Origin of the sequence: Streptomyces sp. NPDC048211 (assembly GCF_043202315.1) — a bacterium.
GTDB lineage: Bacteria > Actinomycetota > Actinomycetes > Streptomycetales > Streptomycetaceae > Streptomyces.
In genome coordinates this window covers 622,515-640,961 of record NZ_JBIDAD010000002.1, presented here as the reverse complement: position 1 = coordinate 640,961, position 18,447 = coordinate 622,515, and the positions used below count along the sequence as shown (strand labels likewise).

Genomic DNA, 18,447 nt, shown 5'->3' with positions numbered 1-18,447 from the left:
ACTGGAGAAGAGACTCATCACCCCCTGCCCGCCCATACGGCGGCGCTCATGACAGAGCCGCCCGCCGAAGCCCTACTGTTCGACGTCCCGCCGCCGCCCACCCCCGTCGAGCGGCTGCTCCATCTGGCCGACCAGTACACCCAGCACAACGACGCACTCGATCTCCTCCTGCGCACCACCGCCCCGTCCGAGCCGGACACCCACGCCGACTCGGCGCTGCGCCTGGCAGCCGACACCCAGTCCGCGATCAAAGCGATCCAAGGCGAACGGCTCTACGAGAGCGTGGAGCTGGCCGAGACGGTCATGCGTCTGCAGCAGCTCGCCTTCCTCGCCACCGCCTCCGGGGGCCTTCGTGCCGGGACGGCTCGCGGGCTGACCGCCCTGGCCCCGGAAGCGGCCGTCAATTGCGCGGTGACCTTGGCCGCCGAGACGCGCCGGCGCCGCTGGGCCTCCGCTCCGGTCGCCGATCAACGGCTGACTGCCGTTCAGTGCGACGCCCTGGCCGAGATCGCCCGCGGACACGTCGTGGCCGGCAGTTCTCTGGACCGCGAATTCACACGCTCCCGCGAGCCCAAGGTACTGACGAGCACCCTGCGTGCCCTAGAGGCGAAGGGCCTGGTCGAGAGAACCGTGAACTCGGCGCACGCCGCCTACATCGGCGGCCCTCCCCAGGACCGCGTGCGCCTCACCGCGCCAGGCATTACCTCCCTCGCCTCGGTCATCGAACTGCCCCCGGCAAGACCGAGCGCCGCACCCGGGACGAAGCCCCGCCCCCTCCCAGCCACCGCGCAGGCCACGGCCCGAAGCCGCTGATCCAACCCAGGAGCCACCCATCCCCACGCCCTCGACCGATCTCCACGAAATGGCCAGCCAACTGCGCCAGTTGGCCCGTGACTTCGAAGCTCTCAAGGCGCGCGTGCACGCCGTTTCGTACACGCCCGGCACGGACGCGCTGCGCCGCATCGGCCCCCTCCTCTTGCAGGCCCAGGACCTCACCGCCACCGCCATGGTTCGCCTGACCGCGCTCGACAACAGCGCGTACATCCACGCCGCCGGCAGCCGTGCCAGCCTGGGCCTGCTGTCCTCCGTCGTGTCCTCGTCATCGCTCGCCGGCACGGACCTTGCCCACGTGCTGCTCGCCAACCCGTACGAAGGGGCGCAGTTCGCCGGGTACCCGGCCGACAACGAAGCGGTACGCGCAGCCCGGCACGCCGAGGCCATTCCGAAGATGAGCGAGCACCTCAACGATGCCGTCCATCAGCTCGACCTGTGCTCGACCGGCTGCCGCCACCTCGCCCACGGCATCGCCGAGGATCTCGCCTCCGCTCAAGATCACAAGCCGTCGGCCGTACAGCAGACGGCAGGGGCCGCGCTCAGTCCCGCCCAGTACGACGCCCTCACCGCGCTGGCCGTCGGCGGAAGGCTGTATGAAAGTTCAACCCGCGGGCTGGGTGTGACCCGGGTCGCCACCAAGGACAGCACCCGCGTCTCCATCGCCACCTACCGGACTCTGGCCAAGCGCAGACTGGTCAACGCAGACGCAAGCACCTCGCTGTTCCAGGGCCAGAAGATCACCGTGACCGATCAGGGGCGACGTGCACTGGCTCAGCACCGCCCTCACACCACATCGTCGACGACAAAGGCCGTCGCACCGAAAGCCACAGTGACGCAAGGGGTACACCGTTGAGTCAGTACGCGCACGACGACCGGGTCCTGGTCCCACCGCAATACGTGTTTGGAGCGAACGCTGTGGCTAACCGGCTGTCGTCATGGTTCGCCGACCAGCGTCACCGCCGGTGTGCCACTGCCAACTCGATTAGGTAGCGCTTGGTCACCTGACCGCCGTACCGTCCGTCGATCAGGCTCGCAATGCACCCCAGCAGTCCTTCCCTGGCAGCTTCTGGAAGAGCTCGGTGGCCGGAGTAGGTCTGAAGCACCTCCAGGTACTCCGACGTGGTGTACGTGAGGTCGTGTTCGTATCGGCAGAACACCGTTGGACCGAACGCACCGCTTCGCGCGACCTCCTGGGCATGGTCCGAGCCGTCGACGCTGGCGGCCGCCGGCGGCCGTGTCCCGGGCAGCGTGTCCGGATCAAAGCGCTCATAGCAGCGCTGGACCTCTATGAAGAACTCCTCGGTGCCGCCACTGACATGCTGGGTTCGCACCACGGCAAGCGTCCCGCCCGGGCGCAGCGCCTCGGCGGCCTTCACCATCCTTACTGCCGGATCGATCCAGTGGAAGGCAGTCGCTGCGAAGACCACGTCGAACGAGTCCTCCGGCAGCGGCCAGCTCTCGAAGTCCGACGTGATGATCTCCACTCCCGCAGCGCCGTCCAGGTTGCGGCGGGCAACTGCGGCCATGCTTGGTCCCGCCTCGACGGCCGTGATCCGACAGCGTCGGTCGGCCAGCGGCACTGTGGCCTGGCCGGTCCCACAGCCGACCTCCAATACCCGGCTGCCAGGGCGGGCACCGGCAAACTCCGCAAGGTCTTCATACATCTCCGGCGGATAGCCCGGCCTGGCCCGGTCGTACAGCTCCGCATCCTCGTCAAAAGTCTGGCTCAGGCGCAACCGTCGGGATTCCTCAAGCCGGTCGTCGCGCTTCGCGTGCGAGATTTCGTCGGGCATGCAGAGCAGGCTAGGCGATGTCCACCTGCCCATGAGCGGAGATAGCAGCTTCAACCTCCCCCGGCATCCGCCACACCCGCCTCGCCCCAAAGCCAGAACGGCGCTGGCTGGGCGGTCGACTTTCGCACCCTCCGGCGGACGATTCCTTCGGCTGCCTTGGAGTTGAGAACGCGCCCAGCGTCGGCCGCCTCACCTCGCAACAAGACCATGAACCGCAGAAAGGGAGCATTGCTCTGCCAGCATCAACCCGCCTCACCCGTTCAAGCGAAGTGCCGAGAAGCGAGGCACCTCTGCACCCCTCTCGTACCTCTCTCGGCGAAGCGCCGATCGCTCACCTCGCCGACGCCACATGGGCCGCCATGCGGCTGGAACTCGGCAACCATGAAGACTCGGCCCAGCTGGACGAAGGCGTCACAGACAGGTGCTCGCCCCGGGCCTGCCGCGGTCACACGGACGCGATGACGCGGGGCGCCTTCGGGCTGGCCACGTGATCGTGCTCGACCTATTCGCCGGCCCTGGCGGATGGAGCCACGCCCTGACCCTTCTCGGAGCGCGCGACATCGGCCTCGAATGGGACGAGTGGGCATGCAAGACCCGCGCCGCAGCACACCAGCTGACCATCCGAACCGATGTCGCGACGTACCCCGTTATGCCCTTCGTCGGACGAGCCACCGGGCTTATCGCCAGTCCTCCCTGCCAGGCATGGTCGATGGCTGGCAAGCGCCTTGGACTCCTCGATCAGCCCCTGGTCCACCAGGCCGTCGCTGACCTTGCGCTTGGCCGCGACACCCGCGAGAAGCTCCTCGCCGCCTGTCAGGACGAGCGCTCCCTGCTCGCCGCCGAGCCAATGCGTTACCTGCACGCCCTCCACCAGCACGGCCAACCCGAGTGGATCGCGATGGAGGAGGTCCCCGACGTCCTGCCCCTGTGGCGTCAGTACGCCGCGATCCTGCGCGGCTGGGGGTTCTCGGTGTGGACTGGGATCCTGAACGCTGCGGACTACGGGGTACCGCAGACGCGGCGGCGCGCGATTCTGCTTGCCTCCCGCACTCGCACTGCCGAGCCGCCGCCGCCCACGCACGCCAAGGTCGCCGAGCCGGAGTCGCTGTTCGGGCCGGGCCGCGCTCAGTGGGTGTCCATGGCTGAAGCCCTCGGCTGGGGCGCCACCGACCGTCCGGTGCCGACCGTGTGCGCCGGCGGGGGCCCGGGAGGCGGCCCGGAACCCTTCCCGTCAGGGTCACGCAAGACGCTAAGCGACGCCCGCGACCGCGGGACTTGGAAACTCCAGAGCGCACTCATACCTCAGTCCCGCCAGGAAGACGCGAGGTGGACTGCTCGGCACTGCGCCAAGGCGGTCCGGCCGGCCGACGAGCCCGCCCCCACGTATACCGGCGAAGCCCATCGCTGGTCGTGGTCGCTGCGCAGCAACAACCAGTCCAACGCGACCGTGCGCCGGTCCGACGAGCCGGCCGGCACGCTGTTCTTCGGCCATCGCGCGAACGAATGCGTCTGGGTCGCCGAACCTGCTCCCAGCGTCACTGGCAAGGAGGAGCCGGCGCCGGAGTCCATCCGGATCACCGCCCAGGAGGCTGGCCGCCTGCAGACCTTCCCCGCCGACTACCCCTGGGCCGGGAACAAGGGGCAAATGTTCTCCCAGATCGGGAACGCCGTGCCGCCCCGCCTCGCCGTCCACCTGCTAGCCCCGCACCTCGGCAAGGCCCTCCACCCCGACGACTTCACCCTGGCCGCGTAAATGCCACACTCCACCGACCCGTACGAGACGACTTGAACGACCTGCCCCCTCCGCGCCCCGTTCACTACGCCGAACAGTCCCTGCTCGGTGCACTCCTCCTGGAGCCCCACCGGCTCCCCGACATCCGTGCCTTGGAAGCGGAGCAGTTCAGCAACCACGCTCACGGCGCCCTATTCCAGGCCATGCGCACGGTGCCGCCACCTGACCCTGCGACCCATCGGTCCGATCCAGCCTGGCTCAACGCCGTCCTCGAGGCAGCGCGCGCCCGTGCCCCCGTGCTGACCGTTTCCTATCTCCACACCCTCATCCAGGTCTGCCCATGTTCCCAGCACGCGCCGACGTACGCCCGGATGATCCGAGCCGATCACGCGCGGCGCACGCTGCTCATGCTTGCCCAACGCCTCGCCCAGACCGCGATCGACGTCACGCTGCCTCAGCCGGCCGCCGCAACCCTGGCTCAGGCCGAAGCGCTCGCGCAGTTCCTGGACACGCTCGCCGGACAGTTCGCCCCGCACCCCGGCTCACTGCCGCGCACCTCCCTGCCGCGCCCCCCCCGCGGGGTGCTGCAGCGAGGAAGCATTCGACGAGGAACGACTCCTCCTCGCCGCCGCCACGGCGCACCCGGCAGCGCTGAAGGACATGCGCTGGCTGCAGCCCAACGATTTCACGCAGTCCCTGCACGCAACCGTGTGGGAGTGCCTGACCTCGCTGGTCCACCGCGCCGAGCCCGTGGACCCGGTCACCGTTCTCTGGGAAGCCCAGCACCGCGGACTCCTCGCCGACGGCTTCGCGGCCAGTGACCTGATGTCCTTGGTCTCCACACCCGTCGGGTCACCCGAATACTGGGGCGAACGGGTCCTTCAACGCGCCCTACTGACCTGCGCGTTCGACGTCGCCGCGCGGATCGCCGTCTATGCCGAGGGGCCGGCTAACACCCCGCACCAGTTGATCACCGGTAGCCGCCGCGCTCTGGCCGACCTCACCGCCGTCCGGACCCGCTGGCAGCGCAGCACAGCCACCACACCAGCGGCACCTCGCGCACCGCGCAGCCCGGCCGTCTCCCGCGCGGGCCCGCCACCCCGAGCCATCGCAGTCGGCGCACGAACACTCCGATGAACCCACCCGCTCCGGCCGACCTAGCGTCGGCCGGAGTGAAGCGGCGGGGCCATCCAGAGCGCCACGTCCTGTCAGGAAGCACTCGAACCGACCGTAAGGCCACGGGGCCCTGACCGCTCTTCGGCATCGCAGAGCGCCTCGACGAGCGCCTCCTGCACGGTATCCTCGGACGCCGTCAATATGGTCGCTCGGTGAAGGTGGGCTGCGCAGTCTGGAACGGCCCCGGATGAAGCAGCGAGCCGTACAGATTCAGGCTCAGCTCGCTGAGCCGCCCGCGTTCGACGAACCTCCGGATGACAAATGCGGTGACGGTCTTCTTGCCGCCGATCACGTTGCCGCACCAGGCAGTTTTCGTCTCGTCTGCCACACTGCAATGATGATCGTCAGACCCGCGCAGGAGCGTGACTTCCCCAGCTTTCTTGCCCTGGCTGGCCAGGTCGAGCACTGAGCAGTTTCCAACCTGACGGGCGGTTGGACGGCACCCCCGGCGGCGGGCATGAAGAAAGCTCCTGGTAGACGGGTTCACGACCAAGATCACCAGTCCGCCAGGAGCTTTCGCGTGCTTGTCTACCCTTCCGGTATCGATCTGTCCAGCCGCGGTCTGCAGCACCTCTCCGGTCTCCTCGCAGGTCACCGCCGTCGGATCGGCTCCCGGTGGCGTCGCCTGACCTGTGGCCGGCAGGCCCTGCTCGTCCTGGCCCACCTTCGCTGCGGTGACACCTACGCCCGCCTCGCAGCAGGCTTCCGCATCGGGATCGCCACGGCCTACCGCTACATACGCGAGGCCGTCGACCTCCTGGCTGCCCTCGCGCCCACGCTGGAGCAGGCCATGACGACCGTGCGGAAGAAGGCGTACGTGATCCTGGACGGCACCGTGCTGCCGATCGACCGCATCGCCGCCGACCGCCCGTACTACTCGGGGAAGAAGAAGCACCATGGGATGAACGTGCAGGTCCTCGCGGATCCCGCCGGCCGTCTGATCTGGGTCTCGGACGCGCTACCCGGAGCCGTGCACGATCTGACCGCGGCCCGGACCCACGGCATCCCCGACGCTCTCGCCGTCGACCACATCAAGTGCTGGGCGGACAGTGATGATGGTTCATGGCGTCACCGACAGATCTGTCCCTTGGGCTGACTGACCGGAACCTCGTGTCCTTGCCTTGATCCGTCGGTCTGTGGGTGACGCGATCGCGCGTGGCCGGCCAGGGGCGTCGTGACTTCATAGGTGCTTGTGCAAGAAGACCCGTCACTGTCGTGTCCGCCTGCTCCGACCGGCCCGTGTTGCCCTGTCAGCACGATGAGAAGGCAGCAGCTCCCACATGATCAACCAGCAGCCCGAGAAGGAAGTCTTCGCCGGAGTCGACACCCACACCGACACCCACCATGCCGCCGTCGTGGACCCGCTGGGACGTCCACTCGGCGACCGAGAGTTTCCCACGACCACCCAGGGATACCGCGCCCTGTTGATGTGGCTCATCACGTTCGGCCACGTACAAGTGGTGGGTGTGGAGTGCACCGGCTCCTACGGCGCCGGACTGACGGCGGTGCTGAGCGCGGCCGACCTGACGGTGGTCGAGGTCAACGCCCCCGACCGGGGCACCCGACACACCCGTGGCAAATCCGACCCGATCGATGCCTATGCCGCCGCCCGCGCAGCAGCCTCAGGACGAGCCACGGCCATCCCCAAGTCCCACACCGGCACGGTGGAAGCCCTTCGCCAGCTGCGTGTGGCCCGCGCGTCCGCGATCAAGGCCAGAACCCAGGCGATCAACCAACTCATCGGCCTGCGGGTAACCGCTCCCGAGCCTCTGCGCGCGTCGCTCACGGGGCTCACCCGCACCACCCTGGTCAACCGCTGCCTTCGGCTGCGGCCAGGAGCTGACCTCACCTGTCCCACGGAGGCCGCCCGCTACGCACTGCGGCAACTGGCACGCCGCATCCGCATGCTCACCGAGGAGATCGACGAGGTCACCGAACGCCTGACAATGCTCACCACGTCCGCCGGTCCTGAGCTCGTCGCACTATTTGGCGTGGGCACAGAGACCGCCGGTCAGCTCCTGGTCACGGCCGGCGACAACCCCGAACGGCTGCGCACGGAAGCCGCGTTCGCCGCTCTATGCGGCGCCGCTCCAGTTCCGGCTTCCTCCGGACGCACCGACCGACATCGACTCAGCCGAGGCGGAGACCGCCAGGCCAACCGCGCCCTCCACATGATCGCGGTAGTGCGGATGCGCTACTGCCCCCGCACTCGCGCCTACGTTGCGCGCCGCACCCAGCAGGGACTCTCCAAGAAGGACATCATCCGTTGCCTTAAACGCTTCATAGCCCGCGAGGTCTACCACGCGCTCACCCGTACCCACAACGGCAGCACCGCTCCGTCGACTTGACTTCTATAGGAGCATCAAGGCGTACCAGGGCGCAGGTCCTGCGGTCCGTGTCCCGTTCCGGGGCAAGAATCTGCGCGGCTGGCGTCGGCGCCACAACCGCGATCACGCCAAGATCCGCAGCCTCGGCGAACGCGCCATGGCCACCCTCAAATGCTGGCGGCTCCTGCGGAAGCTCCGCTGCAGCACCACTCGGATCACCGCCGCCGTCCGAGCCGTCATCGCCCTCGAACTCGCCACCTGACCAAGATGGAAAAGGCTCACTGGTTCGGCCCGATGGTCGAAGATCTCGACTTCCATGACGCCGTGAACAAGCACATTCGTCGGTCGACTGCGCTCGTGGCCGTTTCTACGGGATCGGGCGTCCTCGGCGGATTGTTGCTTGGAGTGAAGGAGCCGGTCGTTCACGTCGATTGGCTGGTGGTCTCGGAAGAAGGCCGCGGCAGAGGCGTCGGTCGTGCGCTCATGGATGAGGCATCACGCAGGTTCGTGCGGGGGCCGGGCAGCATAGAGGTGGTCACCTTCGGGGCTGACCACCCAGGCGCTGTTTCCAGTGGCGCGCGCGTCTTTTACGAGTCGCTGGGCTTCACCCCCGCCGAGGCGGCCGAACCGGGACCGGAAGGCGGGTCACGGCAGATCTACCGCCGGACCATCACCTAAATCACCCGCCGTTGGCCCTAGCCACGATCTTGCCAAGGTGCTCGTCCTGGGCGTGGCCGTACCGCCAGATCACGCGGCGGCGGATCATGCTGCCCTGTTCCTTGTGGCTCGCGTGGGCGGTACGAAAGCGGCCCCGGGACCAGAAGGCACGCGACCAGATGCCGAGCCGGCGCCATGCTGGCGCAGCCTCGCAGCAGTTCCATTTCGCTACGCCCCGCTTCCCGCCTACTGGGGGGAACCGTTCACGAGGCGCTGGCGAGCGCCGTGCGTTCCCGTCGCTGCCGAGCGATGTCGCTGCTTACCCTGCGGTGAAGCAACCACAGGCGCGGATCCAGCCGCCTTGCTCGTGCGCGGCGGTCCCACGCTCGTGCCCCTTGGACAAACTGCTTCGCTCGAAAGGTAACGAAGTCGGCGTTCGGCCGGACGAATTCGGGTTGAAAGAATGGCGTCTCACCAAGTCGCCCGATGGTCATGGAGCCCAACGTGGCGCCTTCGCGATGACGGCACTCGATCCATAGGCCAGCCGCGGGGTTGGACACTCGCACGCTGTGCTCCCCGACCTGCTCTGCCGTAGCACGCTCCCAGCCCCGCACGTTACGAATGGCGCGCGCAAACTCATCCAAGCGGTGGGTAATACCGGAAGCGGCGGCGATTGCGTCCTTCATTTGACCTCCATAGCTCAGCGGCGCCCGGTCAGAGGGTGGCGTTGCGGCTGTTGCGCGGCTCCAGGTCGGCGAGGCCGGAGATCTCGATCAGACCGGCGGATATCGCCTTTGGCCCGGCCGTCTCGCCCTCGGACGCGATCGCGCGGATCAGGCTTGTCTTGCCATGGCGTCATCAGCAGGCCCGCCCTGGTTCGCACCCAGATCATCACGTCGACCTCCGACCGTCGATCGTTCATGACGTCATGACGACTGGGCCGTCGAACTCGAACAGGCTCACGGCGTCCCGCATCGCCGACTCCACGAGGTATGCCGCGGAGGTCTCCAGCATGTACGTCGCCCGTAGCGTACCCGTCCGGTACACCGTCGACGCAGGGCTTGGGGTGATCCGGCCCAGAGGCCCAGGCAACTTGACTCGTGCGCAGCATGGCCACCTCCGCCGCAGGCTGCGAGAACTGCACCAACCGGCCAACCCGTGGCGCCACCAACAAGTAGGAGCACGCGGCACAACCATCGTACATTTGTCCGAATTCCGCTCTACTGCCATGCGGTAGACGCGAGTTAACTCAGACCTTTCGCCCGGAGCCGGGCGGGAGAATCCGAGAGGAGAGCACAGATGGCAGACAGGACATCCGCACAAGTGGGGGCCAGCCCCGCCCTTCTGATCGCCGTGGAGGAGCTGGCGACAGCACACGACCGCAGCGAGTCCGAGCGGTCCGATGTCACCAGCTCGCAGAACAGTGCGGGCGATGATGGCGACAACCGAGACCTGAACCTCCCGAAGGAGTAGGGACACCCCATGGAGCACCGGCTCATTACCCACATCGAGAAAGCTCTCGGCTGGGACGGGCCGGGTTCCGTGGGGACCGCGTTCGCACGCGGCCGTCTCACGGACCCGGAGCTGCCCACACGGCTGTTGACCCCACACAAGCTGCTGGACCTGATCAAGCACCGTCACCTGGCCAACCCGCAGCTGCGCTGCTACGCCCAAGGCGACGAAATTCATCCGTCCACGTTTCTGTCCACCAACGTCAACCGGCGCAGGCAGGCCGTGAGCCAGGCCGACATGGCAGCCCTCGGACGGATCCTCAACGAGGGCGGCACCGTTGTCCTGGACCATGTGGACTTCTTCGACCCGACACTGGAAGTCGCCTGCCGAGCCCTGGGCTGGTGGTCGGGCGAACTGACCTCCGCCAACGCCTACCTCGCGGTCGGTGAAACCGACGGATTCCATCTGCACTGGGATGATCACGAGGTCATCGCTGTACAGATTTCGGGCGAGAAGTCGTGGGAGGTCCGCGGCCCGTCTCGGTCGGCGCCGATGTACCGCGATGCGGAACGCAACCGCACGCCCTCCGAGCAGGTCCTGTGGAAAGGCACCATGAGGGCCGGGGACGTCATGCACATCCCCCGCGGCTACTGGCACACCGCAACCCGCCTCGGATCCGGCAGCAGTGGCCACTCACTCCACGTGACGTTCGGGTTCACCAGACGGACTGGCGTTACGTGGGCCAACTTCCTCTCCGACGCGGCCCGCGCCGATGAGGCGTTCCGCCAGAATCTGGAGAGCGCGGAAGAATCAACGCACAAGGCCCTGACAGACAAGCTCAGCGCCCTGGCCACCGGCTACAGCCCCGAGCGCTACCTGGACGAATTGAGGTCCAGTACCCCGCCCGCACGCCACATGCCGCACATTGCTGCCTTCGGCCGGCCAGATGGAGTCGCGGCCGTCACCGAGTTCGCGCCATCCATCGTCCGATCCGACGACACAGTCCAAGTCAGCGGAGGCGGCAAGCGGCTGACCTTCCACGAGCACGCAGAACCGGGCCTCCGCGCACTCCTGTCGGGCCACCCGGTCCACCTCGACGGCGCATCCGAAGACATCACCGCTCTGGCCGACCTGCTGATCACGGAGGGGCTGTGCGAACCACTGACGCAAGTATCGTCCTCGGGCTACACCGGTCTGGTCATTCCCGTGACCTACTCGAAGCAGCCTCCGACCTCGGCATAAGGCGAATCGATACCGCGTCCAACTACCTACGCCATCGCTCCCACGAGACCCTCAAGAATACGGCCGGCGACCTGCTGCCGAACTTCTCGGTCTCCACCAAGGTCGGATTCTTCCCCGAGGGCCACAGCCTCGATCCCGCCCGACTGCGGATCGCCGTCGAGCAGGCAGTCAGAGACCTCGGACATGAGCCTGACCTGGTATTTCTTCACAACCCGGAGCACTCGACATCCGACGCCGGGACACTTGGGCCGGCATGCGCAGCCTTGGCCGACACCGCACGAGCGGGGCTCTGCCGTTCCTGGGGTGTCTCAACCTGGGATCCGCGCCCGCTCGTAAATCTCGACGTGCCGCGCCCTGATGTCCTCATGGTCCGGGCGGGGCTACTGGTGGGGGCCGACGTCCTCGAAGCAGCCGAGGCCCTGGTGACCCGGTGGCGTCCTTCGCAGGTTTGGGGAATGAGCCCCTTCGGGGGAAGTACAGCCCAAGAGGTGTGGGAGCGGTTCGATCCAGGGGTCTTCCTACGACGATCCGCGTCGGTCACGAAAGTCCAGGCCGCGTTCCGCTCCTCCTACGCCCTGCCCCGGGTCGACACGGTCGCTGTCGGCACGGACAACGTCACCCACCTGCGGGAGCTGACCGAGGCCCTGGCACACGAGGTCGACATGAACGTGGTCCAGGAATACCGACAGCTCCTCAAAGCCCGTCAGCTTGCCTGAAGCTCCTGTAACAACTGCTCCGCCGTTCTCCGCGCAGGGACCAGGCGGGGGTCCGCGGGATCAGAGTAGGGGCCGAGGATCTTCGCGGCGACGAACAGCACCATCAGCTTGCCGTCCCGGGTGGCCAGATCGTTGCACCGCTCTCTGCGGACGCGGTCGGCCAGAGCCGGGACGGCAAGGGAGGCCCCCCACAGGTTTGCCGCATCCAGGCCGCACGGGGCCATGCCCCAGTCCTCCCAGTCGAACACGCAGAACACCGGCGCCGTCATATTCGCCCAGTTGAGATCTGCATGGGCAGGCCGCCAATCGGCCACTGCCGTATCGACGCCGGGGAAGACACTGTGGATCGTTGCCGTGACCAGTTCCTGCGTGAGGGTTTCGGTGTCCGGTGTCGCGATCCGGCTCGTTTGTTGCACAGCGAGGGCCTCTAGTGAGGCATTCAGCGACGCCCACCATTCCTCGGCCAGTCGCGGTGGCTCCGTCACCACGGCGCTCCCCACTGGTACACCTGGCAGCAGTCCCGTCTCGTCGGCCCGCCACACCACCGGCTCCGACTCGTCCCGCCACGCAACACCGGCGAACCAGGCTGGCTTGTCGACCCCTCGCAGAGCCTCAGCCGACGCAATGCCATCCCCGCCCTGAACCCCGATCCGGTCGAGCCCTCGCCGCTCAATGCGCACCCACGTACCGCGGTCCGTGGGTGCGCCCACCGACCGACGCTTACGCACCACGGTCTCGTGATCAAGGCGCACCCCCAGCATTCGCTCCACACGGTCCAATACGTCTTCCACAGGCTCTTTGCGCAGATCCACCGAACGCAGCGTCATACGCCAGAAAATACCAAGCCCCAGCCGCAGCAGTCCGGCCCTTCGAAACAGCTTTACGCCGGCTCCATCAGGCTCTTCCTCTGGGTCCGGAAGGCGTGCACGAGCATCGCCAAGGTGATGTGCCGGCATCAACTCAGGTAACGGCGTGCCGCGCACTGCACAAGTCCCGGTCCACCGCAGGCCGTCCCGCATCGAGGGCGCTCGCCACTGTCCATCAGTAGGCAGTGCGCCACGATCTCTGCCCCAGCCGACCGAGCCCCTGGAACCGGATGCGCACTGCTGGTTCTCCGAAGCGCACGCCTCATGGGCACAGGCCGCCGTTGAGCGGCGTGAGCGCCGAGTGCGGGTGCGCGACGGGGCGCGCAGGGCCAATGCCTGTGAACGCGCAGACGAGCGCTCGCAGGCGGAGCTCGACAAGCGTCGGTGCCTGACCCGGAGATGGGCTCAGCGGCGTGCGTCGTCCAGGTGTGCCATGACGAAGCCGTGCTCCTCTGGATGACGTGCCAGGCGTGCCATCGTCCACGCAGTCCGCGCGTCCATTCCCTCACCGAAGTCGGCAGCCAGGCGCCGTGCCTGCCACGTTGTGCGTGGGGCGAGTATCCACCGTACGAGCGGGAACCGGATCCTGTCGATGCCGGCGGTCGTCCGTCCCTCCCCGTCGTGTGATTCCTCGGAGGCGAGATCGGGGATGTTCGGGTCAGTCACGATCGCGAGTCTGGTGACGGCCAGGCCGCTGTGGCGGCCCACCGGGTGGATATCACCGAAACGGGCGACCTCCGAGCCTGGTGGTTGACGTCTGCCGGGCGTGGCTCGACAGGCAGCGGGCCAAGGCGAGTCGACTTCTCGGATCGCGCCCGCTCAGGCCCAACTGCGCCGTACGGTCATTCCACGGATGGCAACCGGGCGGTGACGCCAGGTTAGAAAGGGGAGGAGATCCCAGGATGGTCAATGCCCGTACGTACCCGTTGTGGCGGGATCTTGCGATGAGTGAGGACCTCCCCAAGGAAGCCCTCAAGACGGTGATCGAGGCCCTGTGCGCCCCGGCGACAACTCCGGGCGGCTTCGACTCCCGGGCCGACCAGTGGCGGGAGGAAGCCCTCAAGGCCGCACTGCCCGCGCTGCTGGCGCGGACGTCTACCAAGCGGCTGCGGGGCCGGCTCCTGGTGCATGGCGACGAGAAGTTGCTGGCCGATCTGGCGGCCGAGGGCACGGTGACAGCAGCCGACGTGCCCGCCATCGTTCGGCACCGCCGGGTCTGGGCCGGACTGGTCTCCGCTCTGGCACGACACCGCGACCAGGTCCAGGCCGCGATCGCTCTCCTGCCCCGGCTCGCCGACCATGAAGTGGAGCACGTCGTCCGGGACTGGGACCTCGACCGCTACACCCGCACCGAAGGAGACGCGTCGGCCCCGCCGCTGCCGCAGGAACTGTTCGACGCCGTCCTGGAAGCCTGCCTCACTCCGCTCGCCGCGTACCTGCTCAGTCCGGAGCCCGAAGAGGGATGGGAAGCTGTGTCCGCGTTCTCGAAGGACTGGTCCCTGCAGCTGGGAGGCCACAGCGGATGGACCATGCTGGCCCGGTGTCCCGAGCGGTGGAAGGAGCTCGCCGCACACCCGGTACTCGGGACGGCCGTCCAGCACCTGCTGCTGGACCAGGCGGAGACGCAGGCCGTTGAAGACGCCCGGTTCCGCGCCGCCACCAACACCGACCCGGACAACAAGGAACTCCCCGCCGAAGACCCGGCTCCCGCCCTCAGCGAAGACCTTCTACTCGCATGCCTGCCGGCGCTGTGCCTACCGGAGCTGGCCAAGCTGCCCAACCCGCAGGTGACTGCCCGCAGGACCCTGCACCACATCGCCCACCGCATCCACAACAACCCGCGCCTCCCCAACCTCGCCGCCGACCAACTGCACGCGGCCACCGACGCACTCGTGGCCCGTGGCCAGCTGCTCAGCCCCTTCGAGAAGCAGGCCAACGACCACGAATTCGACGGCGGTGTCCTGCGTCTTGCCGAGGATCTGGCCCTTCTCAGCGCCAACCCCGACCATCTCGCTGGGGCCTGCGCGCAACTCGCCTGTCTGGATCAGCCGGCCGTCGTCTCCCCCGCGACGAGCCGGACCCTGATCCGCATCGTCGACGACAGCCTCGACCCTGACTACGACCGACCGGCCCGGCTCCTTGAACGCCACTCGGAGCACCGCCGGGTCCAGGCCCTGGCCGCCCTAGCCGCCAACCCGCACACCCCGCACGCCGCCGTCAGCGACGTCCTCCACGGGCTGCACCCCGCCGAGCTGGCCTGGATCGCCGAGAAGACTGGCGGCCCCGACTGGTTCCTGACTTCGGCAGCATCCGTCCCGACCGCTGAGGACGAAGACGACGGAGTACTGCGGCTGCTGAGCGACGACGACCTCGCCCAGCACTCCGACCCCGCAGCCATCCTGCAGTCCTGGCTCAACTCCCCCGCCGCCGATGAAATCCACTCCCGCTCCGAGGTCTACCGGGCAGTCGTCAAGTCCCGCCACCACACCCTGGAACACCTGCGTCAGATCCCCGCCGACGAGATCCTCTGCCGCCACGAACCCGAGATCGCCCTGAAGATCCTGCTGGACCACTGCGGACGCAGCACCGGTCGATGGACGGCACTCGCCGCCGCCGTGACCTTCGCATATGACGAAGAGAAAAGCACCTTCGGTCAGCTCATCGACTCGCTGGACGGCGCACCTGCCCAGGCGCAGGCCCTCTGCCCTTCGGTGTCGATCCTGGGTCCGGAGAGCAGTTCTTCGTCCGTTGGAGGCGCTGGCTGGCCACCGGTCGGCCCGGCATGACTGGTTCTTTGACGGGCAGGCAGCGGGTCGCAGCGGTGATCATTCGGGACCGGCATGTCTTGATGGTGCGTGAGCGGGGCAAGGGCCCATCGGGCCGCCACGACGGCCAGGAGTACTGGACTCTTCCGGGAGGTGGCATCGAGCCCGGCGAGTCACCGGAGGACGCGGTGATACGCGAGGTGGCCGAAGAGACCGGCCTGACCGGGGTGTCCGTGCGATACGTGTACGACGTGCCATACCCGTCAGGATGGACTGCCTGCTACCGCATGGACGTGGCACCGGGCGAACCCCACCTAGGCGTGGACGACGGGCTCGCCTGTGACTGTCCCCGGATGACAGGTCTCAGCTGGGTACCCCTACCTGAGAACCCATCCAACAACGCGTACATGGTGCCGCCTCTGCTGATGTCCACCGACCACACCGGCTGAGTTGCTGCCGACTGGTCAACCAGCCACGCTCCCGGCCGACCCGCCCCCAGGATGTCGGCGCCATCCGGTCTCGTTGTCACACCCTCCCGGAAGGAAATCCTGTGCCGACTGTGGTGATCGTGTCCGGCCCTCCCGGGACAGGCAAGACCTGCCTGTCCCGCCAGCTCGCTACCCGTCTGGCCCTGCCCTGGTTCAGCCGCGACACCATCAAGGAGGCCCTGTTCGACACCCTCGGATGGTCGGACCGCCAGCGGTCCAAGGAGCTTGGCGCAGCGTCCGTGGCTGTGCTGTTCTCCCTGCTCTCCGACACCCTGGGAGCCGGAACGAGCTGCCTGACGGAATCCAATTTCCGCCGGCCGCACTCCAGCCCGGACTTCCAGCAACTTCTCAGTACCACCGGCGCCGAGGCGGTACAGATTCAGTGCAGCACGGACGGCGTCATCCTCCTCAACCGCTTTACCGCCCGCTCTTCCTCCACCGAGCGGCACCCCGGCCACTGCGACGACCAGAACATTGACGAATTCCGCGGAGAACTCCTCGCCGGCCACTACGAGCCCCTGGACCTGCCAGGGCCCCTCCTGACTGTGAACACCACCCGCTTCGACCACGTCAACATCGACGCACTGGCCGCCCAGGTGTCCGCCCTGCTCCACCCCGACGCGCTGTAACCCGCCCCGGGGCGGCCTGACTCGTCCCCCGGCTACCAATTGGATTCCCACCCCGCTCAGCAGCTCCCGGAAGTCCGTGGTGACTCCCCAGGACGGGGTGGTGCTGGGCAAGTCGGCACTGGCTGGCCAATCCGCGCGAAGACTTGCCGAGGAATTGGGGATCAGCGCGGTCGCCGAGGACCTGAGGCTGTGGTCGTTTCAACCGCGGCGAGAACGGCATTGTCGGCCTGACCTACCTCGCCCCTGCCCTTCCCGAGGCAACATTGCGCGCGGACTTCACCGCTGCCGCAGCAACTGAGCGTGTTCAGGGCCGTGAACCCGCGCTCGACGACATCGCCCTGGTGCGTTCACCAAACGAACTGGCCGCTGACGGGGCAGCACGCGGACTACCTGAAACCAATCGTTCGCCGCTTCGCCGGGTGCCGCTGAGGTCAGACACCGGCGAGTAAGTCGCGTCCCCGCCCCTCAAGATCGGCCACAGGCCCGAAAGCGTGCGAAGTCACCGCACATACGGGAGACCGCCTTCCGGGTACGGACAGAGCCGACACCGTCCGTACGGTCGATTGCCCGGTGCCAGGTGGCGCGCGCCTGCGGCCGAAAGCGATCTCCAGACCGGCTCGATACACGCGACCTTCCCGGGCCCGGACGAGGACGGGCGCGATGTATTGAGCTGAAGGGGCCGACAGGCCACCTCATGAAAGCGCGAGGTTGACCCTGCTCGGCGACCGGCGGTTCAGGGGGCGATCGCCAGGCCGAATCAGGCACCCGCACTGCCCACAGGTTGGTAGCGTCCCCGTGCCGTGTCGGCCGGCACGGCACTCGCCCCGCAGAGAAGGCAACCATGCCCACGAACATCCGCCGAGCCGTCATCCCCGCCGCAGGTATCGGCTCCCGGCTGCTGCCCCTGACCAAGGCCATCCCCAAAGAGATGCTGCCAATCGGGGAAAAACCCGTCATCGAGCACACCGTCTGTGAACTCGTCGCCTCCGGGATCACCGACATCACCATCGTCGTATCCCAGGGGAAGAACCTTATCCAGGAGCATTTCCGCCCCTCCCCTGCACTGGCCGAACAGCTCAGGGCCGACGGAAAGGCCCACCTCGCCGACGCGGTGGACGAGGTCGCGGACCTGTCCCGCCGCGGCCACATCACCTACCTCGACCAGCACGGCCCGTACGGCAACGGAACACCCGTCCTCAACGCATCCCACAACTTCCGCGACGAGCCCATGCTCGTGTTGTGGCCCGACGACGTCTTCGTCTCCGAGGTCCCCCGCGCGCAGCAGCTGATCCGGGCATACGAGGCGATGAGCTGCCCCGTGCTGGCCCTCATGCCCATGGACCGGGCCCACTCCTACCGATACGGCGTCCCCGTCGTCAAGGAAGACATGGGAGGAGGGACGCTGCGGATCACCGGTCTGGTGGAGAAGCCGAAGCCGGCAGACGCACCGTCCGACTACGCCGCCATCGGCGGATACGTCGTCACCCCCGGCATCATCGACGAGCTGCGCGAACAGACCCGTCGCTGGCACGCCGCCGGGGACCCGACCGCGGAGGTGTACCTCACCGATGCCATCAACGCCTACGCAGCAACCCGCGCCGCCTACGGGCAGGTCATCCAGGGCCGCTGGTTCGACACAGGAAATCCAGCCGCCTACCTCGAAGCCCAGTTCGCGACCGCCCTACAGCACCCCGAATACGGCCCGCGCCTGCGCGAACTCGCACGGAGCCTGGACACACCCGACACCTGATCCGCATTCCTTCCGCGCCG

General features: G+C 67.7%; 18 protein-coding genes and 4 pseudogenes. 16 read left to right on the top strand and 6 right to left on the bottom strand.

Features of this window, described 5'->3' with window-relative positions; genetic code table 11:
• The first annotated feature begins 48 nt into the window (after positions 1-48).
• Both ACGFZA_RS09645 and ACGFZA_RS09640 read left to right on the top strand, forming a co-directional pair.
• The gene (locus ACGFZA_RS09645; protein WP_393678545.1) at positions 49-813 is read left to right on the top strand and encodes a hypothetical protein; all 765 of its coding nucleotides are present in this window, start codon (positions 49-51) and stop codon (positions 811-813) included.
• 49 nt (positions 814-862) lie between these two features.
• Positions 863-1,687 carry a hypothetical protein gene (locus tag ACGFZA_RS09640; RefSeq protein ID WP_393678544.1) on the top strand — a complete coding sequence of 275 codons (825 nt, stop codon included), beginning with the start codon at positions 863-865 and terminating at the stop codon, positions 1,685-1,687.
• Between the two features lie 100 nt (positions 1,688-1,787).
• On the opposite strand, the gene ACGFZA_RS09635 is transcribed toward ACGFZA_RS09640, so the two are convergent.
• Positions 1,788-2,627 carry a class I SAM-dependent methyltransferase gene (locus ACGFZA_RS09635; RefSeq protein ID WP_330829950.1) on the bottom strand — a complete coding sequence of 280 codons (840 nt, stop codon included), beginning with the start codon at positions 2,625-2,627 and terminating at the stop codon, positions 1,788-1,790.
• A 487-nt stretch (positions 2,628-3,114) separates the two neighbouring features.
• On the opposite strand from ACGFZA_RS09635, the gene ACGFZA_RS09630 reads away from it, so the two are divergent.
• The 3 genes and pseudogenes from ACGFZA_RS09630 (at position 3,115) to ACGFZA_RS09620 (ending at position 5,496) form a co-directional block, all read left to right on the top strand.
• The gene (locus ACGFZA_RS09630) at positions 3,115-4,380 is read left to right on the top strand and encodes a DNA cytosine methyltransferase (protein ID WP_330829948.1); all 1,266 of its coding nucleotides are present in this window, start codon (positions 3,115-3,117) and stop codon (positions 4,378-4,380) included.
• A gap of 32 nt (positions 4,381-4,412) precedes the next feature.
• Positions 4,413-4,679, top strand: a pseudogene (locus ACGFZA_RS09625) (DnaB-like helicase N-terminal domain-containing protein); the annotation flags it as partial.
• A 340-nt stretch (positions 4,680-5,019) separates the two neighbouring features.
• A complete protein-coding gene (locus ACGFZA_RS09620) occupies positions 5,020-5,496 on the top strand; it encodes a DnaB-like helicase N-terminal domain-containing protein (protein WP_393678543.1) in 477 nt (158 codons plus the stop codon).
• A 175-nt stretch (positions 5,497-5,671) separates the two neighbouring features.
• On the opposite strand, the gene ACGFZA_RS09615 is transcribed toward ACGFZA_RS09620, so the two are convergent.
• Positions 5,672-5,941 carry a hypothetical protein gene (locus tag ACGFZA_RS09615; protein ID WP_393678542.1) on the bottom strand — a complete coding sequence of 90 codons (270 nt, stop codon included), beginning with the start codon at positions 5,939-5,941 and terminating at the stop codon, positions 5,672-5,674.
• 114 nt (positions 5,942-6,055) lie between these two features.
• On the opposite strand from ACGFZA_RS09615, the pseudogene ACGFZA_RS09610 reads away from it, so the two are divergent.
• The 4 genes and pseudogenes from ACGFZA_RS09610 to ACGFZA_RS09595 all read left to right on the top strand — a co-directional run.
• Positions 6,056-6,583, top strand: a pseudogene (locus ACGFZA_RS09610) (transposase family protein); the annotation flags it as partial.
• A 232-nt stretch (positions 6,584-6,815) separates the two neighbouring features.
• Entirely contained in the window at positions 6,816-7,883 is a 1,068-nt protein-coding gene (locus tag ACGFZA_RS09605) for an IS110 family transposase (protein WP_393678541.1), read from the top strand.
• Between the two features lie 16 nt (positions 7,884-7,899).
• A pseudogene (locus ACGFZA_RS09600) lies at positions 7,900-8,124 on the top strand (transposase family protein); the annotation flags it as partial.
• A 5-nt stretch (positions 8,125-8,129) separates the two neighbouring features.
• Positions 8,130-8,540, top strand: a complete 411-nt coding sequence (locus tag ACGFZA_RS09595) for a GNAT family N-acetyltransferase (RefSeq protein ID WP_393678540.1) — start codon at positions 8,130-8,132, stop codon at positions 8,538-8,540.
• 1 nt (position 8,541) lies between these two features.
• Here the strand turns inward: ACGFZA_RS09595 and ACGFZA_RS09590 are convergent.
• Positions 8,542-8,661, bottom strand: a pseudogene (locus ACGFZA_RS09590) (transposase); the annotation flags it as partial.
• Positions 8,662-8,782: 121 nt separating this feature from the next.
• Positions 8,783-9,205, bottom strand: coding sequence for a hypothetical protein (locus ACGFZA_RS09585; RefSeq protein ID WP_393678539.1), 423 nt, complete (start codon positions 9,203-9,205; stop codon positions 8,783-8,785).
• Between the two features lie 613 nt (positions 9,206-9,818).
• Here ACGFZA_RS09585 and ACGFZA_RS09580 point away from each other — a divergent pair.
• From ACGFZA_RS09580 to ACGFZA_RS09570, 3 genes are read left to right on the top strand one after another with little or no spacing between them, the layout of a single operon-like run.
• On the top strand, positions 9,819-9,992 hold the full coding sequence (locus ACGFZA_RS09580; RefSeq protein ID WP_329539298.1) for a hypothetical protein: 174 nt from the start codon (positions 9,819-9,821) through the stop codon (positions 9,990-9,992).
• A 9-nt stretch (positions 9,993-10,001) separates the two neighbouring features.
• Positions 10,002-11,213 carry a JmjC domain-containing protein gene (locus ACGFZA_RS09575; RefSeq protein ID WP_393678536.1) on the top strand — a complete coding sequence of 404 codons (1,212 nt, stop codon included), beginning with the start codon at positions 10,002-10,004 and terminating at the stop codon, positions 11,211-11,213.
• Positions 11,123-11,929 carry an aldo/keto reductase gene (locus tag ACGFZA_RS09570; protein ID WP_330829938.1) on the top strand — a complete coding sequence of 269 codons (807 nt, stop codon included), beginning with the start codon at positions 11,123-11,125 and terminating at the stop codon, positions 11,927-11,929. Before ACGFZA_RS09575 ends, ACGFZA_RS09570 begins: the two co-directional genes overlap by 91 nt.
• On the opposite strand, the gene ACGFZA_RS09565 is transcribed toward ACGFZA_RS09570, so the two are convergent.
• Positions 11,917-12,756 (bottom strand): hypothetical protein, encoded by an 840-nt coding sequence (locus ACGFZA_RS09565; protein WP_330829936.1) that lies wholly within the window; start codon positions 12,754-12,756, stop codon positions 11,917-11,919. The genes ACGFZA_RS09570 and ACGFZA_RS09565 overlap by 13 nt on opposite strands.
• Positions 12,757-13,200: 444 nt before the next feature.
• A complete protein-coding gene (locus ACGFZA_RS09560; RefSeq protein WP_330829934.1) occupies positions 13,201-13,461 on the bottom strand; it encodes a hypothetical protein in 261 nt (86 codons plus the stop codon).
• A 278-nt stretch (positions 13,462-13,739) separates the two neighbouring features.
• Here ACGFZA_RS09560 and ACGFZA_RS09555 point away from each other — a divergent pair, with 278 nt between their 5' ends.
• From ACGFZA_RS09555 to ACGFZA_RS09540, 4 genes are all read left to right on the top strand, one after another.
• Positions 13,740-15,581 carry a hypothetical protein gene (locus tag ACGFZA_RS09555; RefSeq protein WP_393678533.1) on the top strand — a complete coding sequence of 614 codons (1,842 nt, stop codon included), beginning with the start codon at positions 13,740-13,742 and terminating at the stop codon, positions 15,579-15,581.
• The gene (locus ACGFZA_RS09550) at positions 15,578-16,009 is read left to right on the top strand and encodes an NUDIX hydrolase (protein WP_329539305.1); all 432 of its coding nucleotides are present in this window, start codon (positions 15,578-15,580) and stop codon (positions 16,007-16,009) included. The genes ACGFZA_RS09555 and ACGFZA_RS09550 overlap by 4 nt, the downstream gene beginning before the upstream one ends.
• 101 nt (positions 16,010-16,110) lie before the next feature.
• Positions 16,111-16,677: an AAA family ATPase gene (locus ACGFZA_RS09545; protein ID WP_330829925.1), complete on the top strand. Its 567-nt coding sequence runs from the start codon at positions 16,111-16,113 to the stop codon at positions 16,675-16,677.
• An 841-nt stretch (positions 16,678-17,518) separates the two neighbouring features.
• On the top strand, positions 17,519-18,427 hold the full coding sequence (locus ACGFZA_RS09540) for a UTP--glucose-1-phosphate uridylyltransferase (protein ID WP_330829923.1): 909 nt from the start codon (positions 17,519-17,521) through the stop codon (positions 18,425-18,427).
• Positions 18,428-18,447: the final 20 nt, after the last annotated feature.